The organism is Paenibacillus lupini (assembly GCF_011761355.1).
Taxonomy (GTDB): domain Bacteria; phylum Bacillota; class Bacilli; order Paenibacillales; family Paenibacillaceae; genus Pristimantibacillus; species Pristimantibacillus lupini.
In genome coordinates this window covers 495,582-513,398 of sequence record NZ_JAASRW010000001.1, presented here as the reverse complement: position 1 = coordinate 513,398, position 17,817 = coordinate 495,582, and the positions used below count along the sequence as shown (strand labels likewise).

The 17,817-nt window shown below is 46.1% G+C and carries 12 protein-coding genes and 1 riboswitch; of the genes, 1 reads left to right on the top strand and 11 read right to left on the bottom strand.

All coding sequences use genetic code 11. The annotated features are described in order from the left end of the window. Positions 1 to 45 precede the first annotated feature (45 nt). The 9 genes from FHS17_RS02560 to FHS17_RS02520 all read right to left on the bottom strand — a co-directional run bounded on the left by FHS17_RS02560 (position 46) and on the right by FHS17_RS02520 (position 12,873). The gene (locus tag FHS17_RS02560; RefSeq protein ID WP_167273896.1) at positions 46 to 1,533 is read right to left on the bottom strand and encodes a PTS mannitol transporter subunit IIBC; all 1,488 of its coding nucleotides are present in this window, start codon (positions 1,531 to 1,533) and stop codon (positions 46 to 48) included. A 226-nt stretch (positions 1,534 to 1,759) separates the two neighbouring features. Then, positions 1,760 to 2,497, bottom strand: coding sequence for an ECF transporter S component (locus FHS17_RS02555; protein WP_167273891.1), 738 nt, complete (start codon positions 2,495 to 2,497; stop codon positions 1,760 to 1,762). Next, the gene (locus tag FHS17_RS02550) at positions 2,479 to 4,158 is read right to left on the bottom strand and encodes an energy-coupling factor transporter ATPase (protein ID WP_167273888.1); all 1,680 of its coding nucleotides are present in this window, start codon (positions 4,156 to 4,158) and stop codon (positions 2,479 to 2,481) included. Before FHS17_RS02550 ends, FHS17_RS02555 begins: the two co-directional genes overlap by 19 nt. After that, positions 4,131 to 5,021, bottom strand: coding sequence for an energy-coupling factor transporter transmembrane component T (locus FHS17_RS02545; protein ID WP_167273884.1), 891 nt, complete (start codon positions 5,019 to 5,021; stop codon positions 4,131 to 4,133). The genes FHS17_RS02550 and FHS17_RS02545 overlap by 28 nt, the downstream gene beginning before the upstream one ends. Continuing rightward, positions 5,018 to 5,965, bottom strand: a complete 948-nt coding sequence (locus tag FHS17_RS02540; RefSeq protein ID WP_167273880.1) for a DUF4430 domain-containing protein — start codon at positions 5,963 to 5,965, stop codon at positions 5,018 to 5,020. The genes FHS17_RS02545 and FHS17_RS02540 overlap by 4 nt, the downstream gene beginning before the upstream one ends. A gap of 71 nt (positions 5,966 to 6,036) precedes the next feature. Next, a complete protein-coding gene (locus FHS17_RS02535) occupies positions 6,037 to 9,996 on the bottom strand; it encodes an S-layer homology domain-containing protein (protein ID WP_243865148.1) in 3,960 nt (1,319 codons plus the stop codon). Between the two features lie 146 nt (positions 9,997 to 10,142). Further along, positions 10,143 to 10,347, bottom strand: a riboswitch (cobalamin riboswitch). Between the two features lie 236 nt (positions 10,348 to 10,583). Continuing rightward, positions 10,584 to 11,333: a metallophosphoesterase family protein gene (locus FHS17_RS02530; RefSeq protein ID WP_167273877.1), complete on the bottom strand. Its 750-nt coding sequence runs from the start codon at positions 11,331 to 11,333 to the stop codon at positions 10,584 to 10,586. Between the two features lie 18 nt (positions 11,334 to 11,351). After that, a complete protein-coding gene (gene rpiA / locus FHS17_RS02525; RefSeq protein ID WP_167273873.1) occupies positions 11,352 to 12,026 on the bottom strand; it encodes a ribose-5-phosphate isomerase RpiA in 675 nt (224 codons plus the stop codon). 181 nt (positions 12,027 to 12,207) lie between these two features. Beyond that, on the bottom strand, positions 12,208 to 12,873 hold the full coding sequence (locus FHS17_RS02520; RefSeq protein ID WP_341805774.1) for a cell wall hydrolase: 666 nt from the start codon (positions 12,871 to 12,873) through the stop codon (positions 12,208 to 12,210). Between the two features lie 233 nt (positions 12,874 to 13,106). Between FHS17_RS02520 and xerS the strand changes: the two genes are divergently transcribed. Further along, positions 13,107 to 14,210 (top strand): tyrosine recombinase XerS, encoded by a 1,104-nt coding sequence (xerS, locus tag FHS17_RS02515; RefSeq protein WP_167273870.1) that lies wholly within the window; start codon positions 13,107 to 13,109, stop codon positions 14,208 to 14,210. Here xerS and FHS17_RS02510 read toward each other — a convergent pair. Together FHS17_RS02510 and FHS17_RS02505 are read right to left on the bottom strand one after the other, a co-directional pair. Beyond that, positions 14,207 to 16,015, bottom strand: a complete 1,809-nt coding sequence (locus FHS17_RS02510; RefSeq protein ID WP_167273867.1) for an ABC transporter ATP-binding protein — start codon at positions 16,013 to 16,015, stop codon at positions 14,207 to 14,209. The genes xerS and FHS17_RS02510 overlap by 4 nt on opposite strands. Positions 16,016 to 16,033: 18 nt before the next feature. Then, positions 16,034 to 17,779 (bottom strand): ABC transporter transmembrane domain-containing protein, encoded by a 1,746-nt coding sequence (locus FHS17_RS02505; protein ID WP_167273864.1) that lies wholly within the window; start codon positions 17,777 to 17,779, stop codon positions 16,034 to 16,036. Between the last annotated feature and the right edge of the window lie 38 nt (positions 17,780 to 17,817).

Below are 17,817 nucleotides of genomic sequence, written 5' to 3'. Positions count from 1 at the left end.
GGAAAATAATCTCCAGCGCAGGCAGCCTTGATGAGAAAGGATCCGTTACGAAAGCCGGTCTACAAGCTTGTCGTACTCCGGGCTTTTCAAGAAATTATCAATCGAGATATGTTCAGCATTTGGTGCCTGAATTATAGCCCGCTCTGTCAGCGTTTTATGAGTGATAACGATGTCGGCATCGCCGGGAATATCACTGATAGCCGTATTGATGACAGTCACATCCGAACCTGCGGCTTTCATCTTCTTGCGAAGAATCGATGCCCCCATTGCGCTCGAGCCCATGCCGGCATCGCACGAGAAGACGATTTTTTGAACATCTTCTTTGGCTTTGTGCGTATCATTCGCAGCTTCAGTAGGCTGAATGTCTTGTTCACCGGCTTCCGAAGGTGCACTTACGGCAACCACATTTGCTGCTGCAGCTGTATTGCCTGCCGCCTTCATTTGCTTCATTTTTGCCGAAGCCTCTTCCAACCCATCCTCATCCTCAACTTCTTTCTTGGATGTCTTGAGCAGCAGAGCCGCAAAAATAAACGAAACGATGGCAACTGTTACTACGCCGCTCAAGGCTGCCAGAAGACCGCCTTTTGGAGCCATTGCAACGTAAGCAAAGATACTGCCCGGCGATGGTGGTGCGACAAGACCCGCGCCAAACATCGAGAATGTCAAGGTACCGGTTACGCCGCCAGCAATTACAGCCAAAATCAAACGCGGGTTCATCAGAATATACGGGAAGTAAATCTCATGAATCCCGCCGAAGAAATGAATGATCGCTGCGCCGGAAGCGGATTGCTTCGCTGTACCCCGGCCTGCAATCATGTAGGCAAGCAGGATGCCAAGACCCGGGCCTGGATTGGACTCGAGCATGAAGAGAATGGACTTGCCTGTACGTGAAGCTTCTTCTAAGGCAATTGGACTCAGCACGCCATGGTTAATGGCATTGTTGAGGAACAGAATTTTTGCAGGCTCAATAATAATGTTGGCCAGCGGAATCAAGTTATGATTAACCAGGAATTCCACGCCGTCCGATAAAATTTTGGTTAGTTGTTCGATTACGGGTCCTACACCGGAATAAGAAATTAAAGTAAGTATGGCGCCGATAATACCAAGTGAGAAGTTGTTCACCAGCATTTCAAAGCCGGACTTGATTTTCCCCTCGATCGATTTATCGAATTGCTTCAGCACCCATGCGGCGAGTGGTCCGCAAATCATAGCTCCAAGGAACATCGGGATATCTGTACCGACGATAATGCCCATTGTCATTAGAGCACCAATTACACCGCCGCGCTGCTTATGAACCATCGTGCCGCCGGTATACCCGATCAAGAGCGGCAGCAGATATTTGATAATCGGATCAACAAGCTTTGCAAGAGTTTCATTCGGCAGCCATCCCGTAGGAATGAACAACGCCGTTATAATACCCCATGCTATAAAAGCGCCAATATTGGGCATGACCATGCCGCTTAGAAAACGTCCAAATTTCTGTACTCCCACCCGAATGCCCCCGGTTGGAGAGTTATTTTGCGCTTGCTGCATATTGGAGTTCCTCCTCTATAAAATCGCTTTCTTTTTGTCGGGCCAACAGTGCCGCCTGACCACTATCATCGTAAAACAAGCGTGCTGCCAGAACAACAAAAGGAAAAAGAGGTTTTGTCAATCATACTGTTGACAAGATTTAAGAAGTTTATAAAAGAAAGCTAAAAGGCCACTCCTTTATTTAAGGAATGGCCTCAGGTAATCGGCAGACATCATGTACATTCGATCATTTAGATTCAATCAATCCATATTTCGCTTTAATCCGGTCCAGCTTCTCGATCATCGGCCGAGAGAGAAAATAAAGGAAAATCACGGTTGCTATGGCATGAACCATATCAAACCAGAAGCCAGAGGCATAAGTAGCGATTAAAGCATCTCTCGATAGTACAGGTGTGAACATTAGTAATGAACCGATATTGATGATGCCCCCATAGATGAAAAAAGTCGCTAACCCGCCAAACGTACATAAAGCCAGCTTACTGGTTTTTAGCCATCCACGCCTAAACAGAATACCAGCTAGAAATCCAATAATGCCAAAACAGAACATCTGCCAAGGCGTCCAGGGACCTTGTCCGAAAAAGAAATTAGAGACAAACCCTGTAGTCGCACCAACCAGGAAACCTGCCTCCGGACCAAAGCTAACTCCTGCAATAATAACAATGGCTACAACAGGTTTAAACTGTGGGATCATAAAAAAGGCAGCTCGTCCAGCAACAGCAATAGCCGTTAGTACAGCAATTACAATCAGCTCGCGTGCTTGCGGCTTTCTACGCTCAAACACCAAAGTAAAGGGCAGCATCGTATAAAGAATGATGAGCAGGCTGATGAAATAATACTTCCGGTCATCAAGAGCAAATACGCCAAACATAATAGTTGCCGGAATAACAAGCAGAATGAGGATCGCGGATATTAGTGTCCGTTTATTCCTCCATCCGTTTCGGTTATCTATCTGGTGTTCTTGCATAACGCAATCACATCCTCCACCGTTACGCCCTCACGCCACACATGACGTACCATTCGATTAGCCGCAGTTGTATAGAAATGATTCCCGGCAAAAAACGGCTTCGCCGCACCACTTGTCGTAATGCTCCCATTAAAGAACAATGCACACACATCCCCGTATTTTGCACAAAATTCAATATCATGTGACACCATAAGAATGGTAACGCCGTTTGCATTCAGCTGTTTCAAATAAGAAGCAAGCTTTGCTTTGAAGAAGCTGTCCAGCCCTTTAGTAGGCTCATCTAGCAAGAGAATACGCGGCTCCAGAAGAAGCACCTTTGCAAGCGCCGCTCTCTGCTGCTCTCCCCCGCTCAGATCATACGGATGCATGGCAAAAAGCGGCTCCAGCTCTAGAAACTCTGCCATAGCGGTAATCTTCCTAGCCTTCTCTTCCTTTGACATTGACGATCGAGACAAGATTTCATATAAATCCTGTTCGACGGTCTTCTTGACGAATAAGTGCTGTGGATTTTGCGGGAGATAGGCGATATTGTTCGTGAACAGCTCTTTTGCTTGCATGGATAAAATGTTTTTCCCGCCGATTAACACTTTCCCCCGGTATGGATGATAAAGTCCACCAGCTAGTGATAAAGCCGTTGTCTTGCCCGTCCCATTTCCACCAACCAAGCAGTACAATTGCCCTTCGGCTACTTCGAATGACAGGTCTTTAATGATGTTAACCCCGTTCTTCTCATACTTGAACCATACATCCTTAAACCTCAGAGCAGGCAGCTGATTGGTATTATTCAAAGTTTGAGAATTTAACGTAACCTCTTCTCGAACATTCGATTTGTCTTCCAAGTACCGATCCAGCCACTGACGCCCCTCTTTTACCGTAACTGGAAATGGTGTGTCCTTCGTTACTCCAGCATAAATTTGCATGGACGAGGGCATCGCAGTAAACATCGGATGACCCATACACCATAAGGCTTCTCCCGCTTCCCTTGGGGTACCATCGACGATAACCCGACCTTCATCCATGACGATGAATCTATCGGATACCGGCAGTACTTCTTCCAGCCGATGCTCGGTCAAAATAATGGTTGTACCAAGCTCTTGATTGATTTTCCGAAGCGTCTCAATAAAATCGGCTGCAGCAATCGGATCAAGCTGGGAGGTAGGCTCATCAAGCAGAAGTACGGATGGGTGCATCGCCATAATCGAAGCCAGATTGAGCAGCTGCTTCTGTCCACCAGACAGCTCCGTAACTGACTTATGGAACCAGGTCTGAATCCCAAAAAAGCTTGCCATCTCCGCTACACGAAGCCGAATGGTTTGTTGATCAAGACCTAAGCTTTCGAGTCCAAAAGCCAGCTCATGCCATACCTTATCTGTTACAATTCCGTTATCTGGATTTTGCAGGACAAAGCCAATATCCGAAGCTTGTGTTCGCTGGTCGACGTCTTCGATCGGTCTTCCGCGATAGGTTAGTGTACCTTCCCTTTTACCATGCGGGGACAAAATAGGCTTCACTTGGCGAAGCAGCGTGCTTTTGCCGCTTCCGGATTTTCCACCTATCGTAATAAACTCTCCGCCTTGAATGGTAAGATTGATGCCTTCAAGCGCTTTCTTCTCCTGCATCGGGAACGTAAAGCTTACATTCTGGATGTGATAGATCTCCACTTTATTCCCTCCAAAATATAATGAATAACCGGCAGCATACATAGACCGGAGTAAGCGATGTAGACGAGGATACTAAATGGAGTAACCTCTGCCACTTTTATAGAAGGAAAAAATCGCATTGTATTCTCACCTTTCACCTGTCCTGACAAGACAACTGCGACAAGAATGAACATTATAATCAAGCACCCTTTATCCCGATTATCGAACCGATATAGGGAATAGCTTGTTCTTCCCGGCAGCCCGTAGCCTCTGGATTTCATGGAATCAGCTGTTTCGATCGCATTCTCGAGCGCCCAGGTCGTCATGATCGATAAGATTGTTAGACCGTTCTTTGCTCTGTACAGCAAGTTGCCTTGGCTCATATCTTGGCCGATGCTTCTTTGTGCGAATGAAATCCGCTTTAATTGATTCTGGTATCTTGGAACGAACCGAAGCACCATTGAGAAAATAAGCGATAGGGCCGGAATGATTTTGCCAAACAAATAAATAAACTTATCGGAGGTCATCACTGCGTTATAACACGAGAACCAAATAATGACCGTAACGAACATACAAGCTGATGCGAGCCCGTATTGAATGGATTCTAATGTGATGGGATTCCCGTTCTTCAGGTAGAACAGTATCGTCACACCTGCATGATTAAACGCTGGATTAATTAACGCCATTACAAGCAATAGTGGCAGCATATAGATCAATTGAAATTTCACTGCTGCTCTTCCCCGAAGAACAATGGCATACACGATAGCACTAACGAGTGCGATTGCTTGAAAGTCTGGATGCATGAACCACATTCCAAACAGCAGCACGGCGATAAAATAAACCAAATTCACAAAGGGATGAAAGGTCGCGAAGCCGCTGTTCATGAATTGCCACCCGCTCCAGCCACATAACCGCCTACGTCACGCCCCAGATCACAGGTGTATACCCATTCCACTACATCTCCATCTTTCAAAGCATACCGACTTGCTCCATAGTTGGGGAACCAGCCATTTACTTTATACATCCAACCGCTAAGCTCCCCACAGTCAAATTCGTAAATATTATTAATGCCTTCTATGTAATTGCTGTTATAGATAGGCGTCATCTCAAACTCCATATGTATCTTGTTCTTTTTCATTTCCCGCAGCAGCACATCAAAGACCGATTCCCCTTCATACAAGGTGACCTTCTGCGCTTTATAAATGACGCCATCCTTCGGCAGTACCTCCAGCTTATCTTTGTTGAAGCTGTTCAAATTGTTCAGAATAGTTGCCGTTGATACCGATAAAGTAACGGTTAACGCCTTCTTTTTATCGATAATGGTATCCTGCGGTTCAACAGGCTTAGGTTTGCCTAAGGGCACAGGATCCGTCTGATATTTATCCTTATTCTCATCTGGTGAAGCTGCCGGAGGCTTCGCTGTTGAAGTCGGATCTGGCTCCTTCACGGCTCCAGAACCGCTGTCAGCCGGGGTGTTCGTCGAAGAAGGAGAAGCTGAAGCTTTAGTCTCATCGTTCGACTTAACAGGATCTTTACCTGTATGGCTGTCTTGCTTGGTATTTGCTGGTTCCTCTTTGTTACCGTTTTGCTGCTCATTCAGAGTTGCTGTTGCCTCTGAAGTTTCTATTGCGCTTGGAGTGCCTTTAGAATCCAACTCCGGATCAGCACTTTCGATCGGAGTCGAAGTAGGGAGTGGTTCTTCCTTTGAGACAATAACACCAGTAGAATCGGATGAAGGGTTTTTCGCATAATCCCCTCCCCAGAAGTAAGCAACCGCCAAAACTCCGATAATGATGAGCCAGGCGGACAGCCATTTTTTCTTCGTCAACCTATTTCCCACCTTTTCATTGATGAAAATAACGAAGCAAGGGCATATGAATGCCCTTGCTAAGATCAAGCTTATTGTACGTCTGACATGTCATAAAGTCGGGTATTTCCGCTCTTGAAGCGGTCATAAGCGACAAGCGCATAAAAGGCCTGATCAGTTGCCATTAAATCCACTTCACCTGGCTGCGCTCCTCCATTACTCGCACTTCCAGATTTCACATGGTAGAATCCGCCGCCTGCTGCCGCATAGCTGAGCAATGCATTCAGAAGCGAATGACCATTTTTCACAAAACGGTCATCGGTCTGTGGATCCAAGCCGAGTGCCGTTAGAGCAACAACAACTTGAGCTGCACTTTCTGAATTAGCTGCACCACCGCTTGCATAACCTCCATCCGCTTGCTGAGCTTTCGAGAGCCAGGCAAGTCCGCGGTCAACGGCAGCTTTCACCTTCGTATCAGTTGAATAATACGGTGCAAATGCCTGAAAGACCATCGCCGTTATATCCGCGTCTGCTTCATCAGGATTTTCTCCGAGCGCCCATCCGCCGCTTGCAATCTCACGGTTTAGAATAAAATCAACCAACAGCTCCTTAGTTGACTGAGTCTTTACGCTGCTATCGGTTGGGATGGAATAGCCGTTACTGTCTAATGCAATAAGTGCAAAGATCGGACCATTAATCCCTTGCTTGATTACTGTTTCGTAATCGGCCAGAGGCTTCAATAAATCATAGCCAGCAATATTGTGAATGTCTTTGCCAATTGCGGTCAGAGCCAGAATGACACGATCATATTCGGTATATTTTACCGAGTGAAGCTTGCCTTCCTTCTCTTTCACGGTTTGCTCGACATTCGAGTAATACTTGGAATAATAGGCATCCGATACTGGAAGGCCCGAACGCGCCAAGCCTAATACCGTCCACTCCCCTCCAACACTCGCAATGACAGGGTCGGTTACCGCTTGCTGCAGGAACGCAGCTGTCGTCTTGATCTTTGCTTGTACTTCGAGCTGTTTTGCGTCAATCGGCTTAGTACTGCCATTTCCGGATTGTTTGTAGTCATAAGAACGCATAGCCACAACAGCAGCAATCTCGCGAGTTACCTTCGCATGTGGATCAAACTTGCCATTTGCTCCCGTCATCAAGCCACTTTCTACAATCGTCGCAATATCCGATTGCGCCCAGACGGATGCGTTCTGCAGATCTTTAATCGCCGAATTTGGTTTTGAAGCTTTAATGCCTAGTGCACGGACAATTGTCGCAGCCATCTCTTCACGGGTGATGCTTGCATTCGGATTAAAATGCTTGTCATAACCGCTCATATAGCCGGCTTGCGCAACGGCATTCACATAGGAATAATACCAGTCTTTAGCCGTGACATCTGTGAAATCAGCTGCAGGCGCTGTCGTCGGAAGAGTGAGGACCGACACTAGCATTTTGGCAAATTCCGCTCTTGTAACCGAAGCCTGCGGATAGAACTTGCCGCTGCTTCCTTGTACGATGCCTTTTTCCGATGCCCGTTTAATCTCCTGTTTCGCCCAATCCGAGATTTGGGAAGCATCTGAGTAGAGCTTCTCTAAGTCGCTCGAGGCTGGAGGTGTAACGGTACCTCCAGTACCCCCTGTTTCGCCATCGCCATCCGTATTTCCGTTACCTTCACTGTTGTTGCCGCCATCTTCATCTGGCGTCTCCCAGTCTCCCGGTTCAACACCTAGATCGAGACCAAGATCCGTTGTATAACGCCATTGAAGCTTATCTCCGTCTTTAAGTTCATATAGGCTGGACCCAAAGTCCGGATAAACCCCATTCACGTTGTACATCCAGCCGCTGCCTTCACCGTGATCAAATTCCCCGTCACCAGCAATGGACTGTACATAGACACTGTTATATTTAGGAGTAAAGGTGTAATCGTATGAAATACCCTTGCTGTCCAAAATCCGTTTGAGTACGCTCCATGCGTTATCACCTGTACGCAGCTCAATCTTCGTACTTGGAACGGTATACCCTTTGCTGATCGTCAATTTATCAACGGATAACGTGACGTATTTCGTTGCTGTCGGCGGAGGATTGCTGCCTCCTCCATCCACAACTGTTGTGCTTTCAGCGAAAGCAACATAGTCCGTAAAATGATTTGTCTTAATTACAAGATCAGAACCGTTATTGTAGGCATATTCGCTTTTACCGCTGGCGAGCCCTAATGCATCGCTTGCATATTGGGTGACCTTTGTTGCTACGCCACCTTCGATGTAGGCGGCATTTTTCCCGCTCATTCCTTTGAATGTCAGTGTAACAAACTGATTGAATTGAACTCGAGCATTGCCACCCATCGAGAAGGCTAGTGATACTTGATCCAGCTGTTTGCCATTCGAGATTATCGTTTTGATCTGATTCTGCAGTGCTGAATCGGATGTATTTAATGTAGTAAACAAATGAATGCTGCCCGAATCTCCGGCTGTTACTTGTGCGCCTTGTGGAATCAATAACGACGCATTTCCTTTTACCGCTTCAATCTGCGGAAGCGCCGTATTGAGTGGTAGGCTTAATTTGACCTCAGATGTTTTATCACTAGGAATTATAATACTGATTTGTTTGCCGCTGTCAGCAGCAGTAACCGGTATACGGTAATCCGTGGAATCACTAGGAACCATTACTTGCGGTGAATCACCTGCAGGCAAAATCAGATCGCCCGGGTTTTCAGGCTGGTCAGGATCAATTGAAAGGGTTACATCCGTCATGTCATACAGCGAATGCTGTTGTTTCAGGAAGCGAGCATAAGCGACCAGGGCATAGGTGCCTTGATCGGTCGCCATCCCATTAACGCCGCCTGTCTTTGTATGTCTGAAGCCTCCATCCGGTAAGGCATATAACAGGAAGGCGTCAATAAGCGAATTGCCATTTTTCACAAAACGCGGATCTGTATTAGCATCTATCCCCAGTGCACTAAGCGCAACAATAGCCTGAGCGATACTTTCGCTTGAGGAATAGCCGCCGTCATTGCTGCTTTGTGACTTGGAGAGCCAAGCAACTGCACGGTCAGCCGCCGATTTGACATCAGGATTGGTGGTGTAATAAGGTGCCAATGCTTGAAGCGCCATCGAGGTCAGGTCCACATCAACAAAATTGCCAAAGCCCCATCCACCTGCATTTTCAGTGTCTTTCTTCACTTCTTTGTCCAGCATATATTGAATCAGATTTTCTCTCGTTGATTGAACCGGTACACCTTCAACGACAGGAATCTCATAATCATGGCTGTCCAATGCCAAGAGAGCGAAGGTTGGACCGTTAATCCCTTGCACGATAACCTTATTGAAATCAGCAAGCTTTTCTAATTGGTTATAACCACCTACATCCGTCACATCCTTGGCAATGGAAGTCAAAGCAAGAATAACTCTGGAGTGCTCGGTATATTTACTTGCATCAAGTACGTTTTGTTTATCTTGTACGGCAGATACAACCTTGTTGTAATAACTGTCATAATAGCCGTCTGGAACTTGGTAATTACCACGTGCTAACGTCAAAACAGACCATTCGCCGTTCAGTGTTCCGAAGATCGGTTCGGTTGCGTGGGACAATATATAAGCCAAATTACGGTCCACATATTGCTCAATAGTTGCGGCCGTACTTGTTTTATAGGCAATGGAATATGTTTGAGATGCTAGATTACCTGAGCTGTCTGTTGCTTTGATGATGATCGTATTCAGACCCGATACAAGATCAGCTGTATATTGATTTTCTGATGGCTGCAGTAAGTTACCATTCAGAGTAACTTCCGGAACAATCGTCTGGGGAACGTTATCCGCTACATCCAAAGTAAAGGCAAGCTGCTGCTCCGTAACAACCTGATTGTTCGTCAGACCAGTCACTGTAATTGTAGGAGCTGTTGTATCCTGCGCCAGTGTCAAATTCTCTACATCCAACGTGACGTATCCCTCAGGGTTATCTGATGGACCGGCATAGCTTACACGCAACGGTGTTGAAAATACAGATAACATCAATGCCGCAATGAGCATCCAAATTACAATTCTATTCTTTCTCATTGAAAACTCCCTCTCTCTATCTTCTCACTTGACAATAAAAAAACACGCAAAAAACCCTTCAACTCAATACAGTTGAAGGGTTCCATCATGTAAACATGTCAAAATAAGCATGCACAATGAACACCCTCCTATCGCTCGTAGAATTGTGGTGTAAAAAGATTCAGGCAGGTATTCTGGCTCAAGCGTCATCGCCTATGCACCCTTCCCGGTTACCCAGTGGATATTTGCATAGACTCGTCTCTTACAGCGGCGGGACCGCGTGGGATTTGCACCCACTTCCCTTTTAACCAATCCAATAGCATCATCGATCAGACGAATGCTATTATTGGCACCTGAAACTTATCTCGTATTCAATTTGCTTGCTCATCATAACGAATTATTCCTGTTTTGTCATGCAAATTTTACTAAACAAATAAACATACTCAGGAAAACAGAGACTCCACGTTTCTTTTATCTCTATTAAGATCAAAACTATTCCACACAGCCAAAAGAGAAAGCAGCCGATTAAGCTAGGACCTAGTAAGGTCCCCCAAACTGCATCCCCGACCATAAAAATCCAATCCAAGTACCACCATCGACCCTATACTCTACCGAACTTGATTCCCATGAAAGATTCGTAATATAAATTCCCGCTCCGGGACATCGAGTTTGGCATACGATGCCAAAAATGCGGAATTATCATATTCTGCTTCCCTCAGTTGTACTTCTATCCCCTGATTGCTAAGGGTTATAATCGCATATCTTGCGGTTGATTTATCATTACATCCCAAAGAACCTGGATTCACAAACACCTGTTTATCGCTTCGGAAATAATGAATGGGATGATGATGGCCGAAAGCTATTAATTGTTCCTGACATCCGTCAAAGAGCATTTCTAAATTTCGCAAACTTGGTTCAACGATTGGGCTGAACGGATCGGTACTGATGGGATCCTTAAGCTTATCGCGATCGATATGATAATGGGTGAACAGCTGACTTTGTCCCTCTTCAACTGTTCTGATCACGCGAGGCAGCCCATCCAGCAGCGGAACAAATGACTTGTCCATTCTTTCCGCGATCCATTCATGATGCCGCTTGGAATGAAAATGACTTTCCGGGTAAGCTTCCCCCTTGATCAGAGCAAGCACAGCCTCGTCATGATTACCGGACACATAGGACATATCCACCCGAGAGAACAAGGCTTGCAATACCTCGTTCGTATCCGGCCCAATACCGATCATATCCCCCAAACAGTAAATATGCTGGACCTCATGCAAAGAATCAATTTCAAAGAGAGCAGCTCTTAACGCAGGCCAATTCCCGTGAATATCCGTTATAATTGCAATCTTTGTGCTCATCAATCGTACCCTCCCATCTTATTGGCGGGTTTTGCTCCGTATCTCTCCATCAGCGGAACCTATAATGACAAGACTAGCCATATCAATAAATAGTCCATTATCCACGACACCTGGAATGCGGTTCAGATCATCATGCAGTGCTGCAGGGTCTTTAATATCACCAAATTCACAGTCGGCAATATAATTACCATTGTCCGTCACAAATAACTCTTCACCGTTGTGACGAAGCTTCAGCTCACAGCCCAATTGCTGCAATTTCTTGACCGTCAGTTCATAGGCGAACGGCACTATTTCGACTGGAAGCGGAAACTTACCGAGTTGCTGAACGTCCTTGCTCTCATCGACAATAATAATCAGCTGCTTACTGGCAGCCGCGACAATCTTCTCACGCAGCAGAGCGCCGCCTCCGCCTTTGATCAAGTTAAGCTCAGCATCCACCTCATCCGCGCCATCAATCGTCAGATCTAGCATATCCACTTCTGCAAAAGGCATCATGGGAATGCCCCATTCCTTCGCAAGCTGCTCCGATTGTACAGATGTAGCAACGGCCTGTATGCCAAGCCCTTGTTCTTTCACTAAACGGCCAATGGCTTGGATAGCCCAATAGGCGGTCGAGCCAGTCCCTAATCCGATCTTCATACCGTCCTTCACAAGCTCAACTGCTTTTTCTGCTGCAATACGTTTCGATTCCATATTAGATCACCTTTTATAATTTGTTTAAATGATTTAATTTTTAGTATAACAAAGCGGTGAATAATAGGAAATACAATAACAAAAAGCACATTACCACTCCAAGAGCGGCAATGTGCTTTATTTTACACATAAACCAAGCCGAGCTAGGGCAACCTTCATACAAAGCCCCACATTTGTCTACTTACACCGCGAAGATGTGATTGCCGATCTGAACGGTTTGCTTACGCGACCAAATCCACTTCGAAGTGGCCGTCTTCGGATTGAAGTAATACAACGCGCCTTGCGTTGGATCATTGCCCTCAAGCGCTTCTGATGCTGCCTTATAGGCTGTTGAATTAGGCTTCATGTAATACTGTCCATCATCAACTGCTGTGAAAGCTCCAGATTGTTCGATAACACCTTTTAATGTTTTCGGGAATTGGTCAGATGCAAGACGATTAAGCACAACGGCGGCAACAGCCACTTGGCCTTTGTACGATTCACCACGTGCTTCCGCATAAATAATCCGTGCCAGCAAATCTAGCTCTTCCTGGTTAACGGATGCTTTCTTCAGTTCCTTCCATGTTCTCTTGCCAGCAACACCATCCGGCTGCAAGCCGTAATCCGCTTGGAAGTTACGAACAGCTTCTTCTGTCATCTTGCCATAAAATGTCGTGATCGCTGTGTTATCGAAATAACCAAGCGTCTTCAGACGGAACTGCAAATCCGGTACATCTGGCCCGGAATTGCCATAGCCTAAAGTAGCTGGCGCAGCAGCTTGAGCCGCTTGAAGCGGAAGCCCTACCGTCATAATAAATGCTAGAATAATGGTAATACTATATTTATAAATTTGATTATTAATCAATATTAATGCCCCTCTCATTTTATTAATAATTGTATGAAATCATGAATTGGTATTATTTTGATGTGTAACGGCTGGTTTCAAACGAGTTTAACATAGATAATTAGGAATAGTAACCCGAATACATTAATTACATTTATTTGCTAAGCTAACTTTTACCGTGCTTTCCTTTTACCTGCATTGTCCCGTTTCGCTTGAATTGGTACAATATAGGAAGAAAGATAGCGAGGTGAACAGCATTGAATGTGATCAAAATCAAGGATCGGCAGGAGCTTGACCGCCGGGTTCCATTGATGCCCTGGTATGTGGAGAAATTTATTAACTTTAAGCTTCCGGACTTGTCTCCCTCTTCTTTGCTGGAGTATATAAGAGATTACGAGACGTTTATGGGATGGCTTATTGGAGAGGGATTATCTGACGCGGAGAAAGTGAAGGATGTTCAACTCATTGAGCTGGAGAGACTTCATATGGACAGCATAGACAGCTTCAGGATGTTTCTTGCGACCAATCCAAATCACAACAATACAAGAACAACCATTACGCGCAAGCTTTCCTCTCTTCGATCACTCTTTCATTATTTGAGTCAGATTGCGGAGGATGAAGAGTTCTACCCACTTCTGAAGCGGAACGTGATGGCCAAAGTTTCAATTAAGCGGACACATAAGCCAAAGGATACAGCAGCCAAGTTAGAGGGGAAACTGCTGCAGGAAGAGGAGATATCCGAGTTCCTCGCTTATATCCATGCTGACTATGAGAAAGATATTGCTTCTAATAAACAAGCCCTTTATTCATACAAGCTGAATCAGACGAGGGACTGCTGTATTATCAGCTTAATTCTGCATTCCGGTCTTCGGGTATCGGAGGTTGTGAATCTGAACGCGGACGATATTGATGTGAAAAAGAAGCTCGCCTACGTTTATCGCAAAGGTAAAAACGATGATACCTTCAAGACACCTGTCTATTTCCGTCAGGAAGCCGTAGAAGCACTTACTGCTTATCTGCAAATGCGTGATTCTCATTACAAAGCGCCAAAACGCGAAAAAGCCCTCTTCCTTGCCATTGCGAATGGCAAAAAAGAAGGCTCTCGAATGACGAAACGTGCCATTCAGGAAATGGTGATCAAATATGCGAAACGATTCGGCAAACCTTACTTAAGTGTACATAAGCTTCGCCATTCTTTTGCAACCGATTATTACTTGCGAAATGATATTTATATGACGCAGGAGCAGCTTGGGCACGCCTCTCCCGAGACGACCCAAATCTATGCCCACCTTACAGATAAAACTATGGCTGAAGCGATCGACCGGATCAAGCAAGCAAGCGAAGCAGCGAATGCCAACTAAGCCTGCACCTGTGATAATACCGCTTCTTGCATGTTAAGCTGCGTATTCACAAGCTTTGCATAGATACCGCCATGTCTCATTAATTCATTATGCGAGCCCTGCTCAGCAATTCGTCCATCTTCAACAACTAAGATCAGATCCGCATCGCGTACTGTCGACAGACGGTGCGCGATAATAAAGGCCGTTCTGCCATTCAGCAAAGTCTCAAGTGCTTCTTGAATATGCTGCTCCGTTTCCGTATCAACACTTGATGTGGCTTCATCCAAAATAAGAATTCGAGGATCTGACAAGAGCACCCTGCCGAAGGCAAGTAATTGCCGCTGACCTACGGATAGCTTCGAACCACGTTCCTCCACCTCGGTCTCATATCCCTCATTCATATGAGCAACAACCCGGTCCAGCCTTACACTTTCAGCTGCCTGCAGCATTTGCTCCCTTGTAGCCCCGTCATTGCCGTAACGTAAGTTTTCCTCAATCGTCCCTGAGAAAATAAACGAATCTTGGAGCACGATACCCATCTGTCTCCGCAAAGATTCCAGCGTAACGTCTTTCACATCTAACCCGTCGATTTTCACCTTACCGTCGGTTGAGTCATAGAATCGCATTAACAGATTGACGATTGTACTTTTCCCCGCTCCGGTTGGACCAACTAATGCCACTCGTTGTCCCGGACGGACGGTGAAGCTTACCCCATGAAGCACATCCGGCTTCGTGTCTTCGTATCGGAATGATACATTCTCGAATGTCACTTCACCACGAATCGCTGGCAGGCGGCGAGCGTCTGCCGCGTCTGTCACCTCTGGTTCGGTATCCAGAATTTCGAAGATCCGCTCTGCAGAAGCCATTGCCGAGAGTACTTGACTGTATACCTTGGACAATGCGCTAAGTGGTCCCCAGAAACGCCATAAGTAGTTGATGAACGCCATGACGAAACCAATTGTCAGCGCATTATCCATCACTTGTTGCGCTCCAAACCAGATCACGATACATGTACCAATCATCCCGACCAACTCAACAAGCGGGTATACGGTAGATTCAAGCATAATGGCCCGCATAAAAGCCTGCTTATTGCGGAGGTTGATTCCTTCGAAGCGCATACTGTTCTTTTGCCCGCGAGAGAACGCTTGCACAACACGAATACCTTGAATCGTTTCGTTCAGATGCCCGTTAATCGCTGACATCGTCTTACGCGAACGAGTCCATGCTCCTTCAATCCGAGGACGTAACCGATTCACAATCAGATACAGCAGCGGCATCATAATAAAGGATAACAACGCCAGCTTCCAATCCATCCAAAGCAAGATTGCAACGATCCCCACAAGATGTGTGACTTCCATAACTGTGGTGATCAGACCGCCGTTAATAAGCTCGCCGATCGCATTCGTATCGTTCGTGATACGAGACATGATCTTACCTGCTGGACGTCCGTCGAAGAATCGGAATGACAGCTTTTGCAAATGATTAAACAGCTGCTGGCGCAGATCGTACAAGATACGTTGTCCCGTAAAGTTAATATATTTCGTATGCGCCCAGCCGCAGGCCCAGCCGACCAGCTTGATACCAAGCAAGGATATACCAAATAGATGGATAGCTGTAAAATCCCCTTTTGTAATGCCTTCATCGATCAAATACCCAAGCAGCAAAGGCTCCGCAAGGCTTAAGATCATATTAATAAGGACAACGCCTATAATGATGCTGAGCAGCCTCCGATATGGCTTCAAATATCCAAGCAGCCTTCGCATATAGACGAGATTAAACGGTTTCTCCTCAATCTCGTTGTCGTCATCCCATTCCACTTGACTCATGTATTCCCCTCCTGTCCCTTAACGTCCGGCTGCAAGCTTCTGGCGCTCAAATAATTGGCGGAAGAATCCATTCCGCTCGCTTAATTCCTTATGTGTACCTTGCTCGATTAGCTGTCCTTGCTCCAGAACAAGGATACGGTCAGCATGCTGAATCGAGGATAAACGCTGTGCGATAATAAAGGTTGTTCTGCCCTTCATAACTTCGAGCAGCGCTTCATGTATGGCAGACTCCGTCGCGGTATCAACACTTGCGGTTGCTTCATCTAGTACCAGAATCGGCGGATTCATTAAGATCGCCCGAGCAAGTGCAACACGTTGTCTTTGTCCACCGGATAGTCCAACGCCACGCTCACCAATTAAAGTATCGTAGCCATGAGGCATCGTTACGATAAAATCATGAATTTGTGCTTTTCTTGCCGCATGCTCGATTTGCTCCATTGTGGAATCCGGATACCCGTATGCGATGTTGTCTCGGATCGATGCGGAGAACAAGAAGGTCTCCTGCGGCACGATGCCGACACTGCGGCGCAAGCCGTCGAGCTCATATTCCCTTACATCTACACCGTCGATCAACACCCGGCCTGACGACACTTCATAGAATCGCGAGAGCAAGGCGATCAAGCTGCTTTTACCCGAACCGGTTGCTCCCAGTACGGCGATAACTTCACCTTGCTTAACTTCGAAGTTAATCTCGTTAAGTATAGGATTATCCTTTGTGGGATCTTGATCTTTAAAGTAAAAAGTCACGTCTTGGAAGGAGACCTTCCCGCGCATATTGTCTGTCGTTATACCAGCCTCTGGCGATACAATATCGCAAGGGGTATCCAGCACTTCGAATACGCGTGGTGCCGCCTTAATGGCCTGCTGCATAATATTGATCTGCCAGCCTAACATATTGAGCGGCCAAATAATGCCCCATGTATACCATTGGAATGCCATGAATGTTCCCAGTGTCATCTCACCACGAGCGACATAGACAGCTCCCAGCCAGATCATCAGGACAAATGTCAGGCCGCCGAACAAGCCCATTAAAGGGAAGGCTTTCGCTTCCAGCTTTGCACGTTCCATATTGGTATCAAAGTTTTGCTTGTTCCGTTCAGCAAATTTCTTCTGTTCGGCTTCTTCCGTTGCAAACGATTTCACAACACGGATGCCTGCGATATTTTCCTGCAGCGTAGTCGTCAGTCGTCCGGTCTGTTCCCGAATACTGGACCATGCCGGACCTACCTTGTTACTGAACCACCACAATACAAGCAGAATAAGCGGAATTGTCACCGTGCTGATCAGAGTTACCTGCCAGTTCATCCATAACATAAAGATCATCGTACCAACAAAGGTTAATAATCCTGTCAGCAGCCCCATCGCACCAAAGCCAACAAAGTTCTTGACCGCATCGATATCACCAGTCATTCGTGACATTAACTGCCCAGTTTGCGCTTTGTCATAATAGGAGAAGGATAACCGCTGCAGCTGTGCATACATCTGCTCCCTAAGCTTAAGCACTACGTTTTGCCCAACGAGCTCTTGGGAGTAACCTTGCAGGAACATCCCTGCACTTTTGAGCACCTGAACACCAACTAGGAGTAATGTCAGCCACATAATGACAGATACATTGCTCTTCTTAATACCTTCATCGAAGATTTCCCGTAATATCCATGGCGCTACCAGGTCAAACATCGTGGCGAAAATCATAATAACGATCGCTACAGCCGCCCATTTCGCGCTTGGTCTTACATAAGCTAATACACGCAATAGTACTTTCACTTGTGTTTCTGCCTCCCCTCTCTGCTTAAAAAAGAACA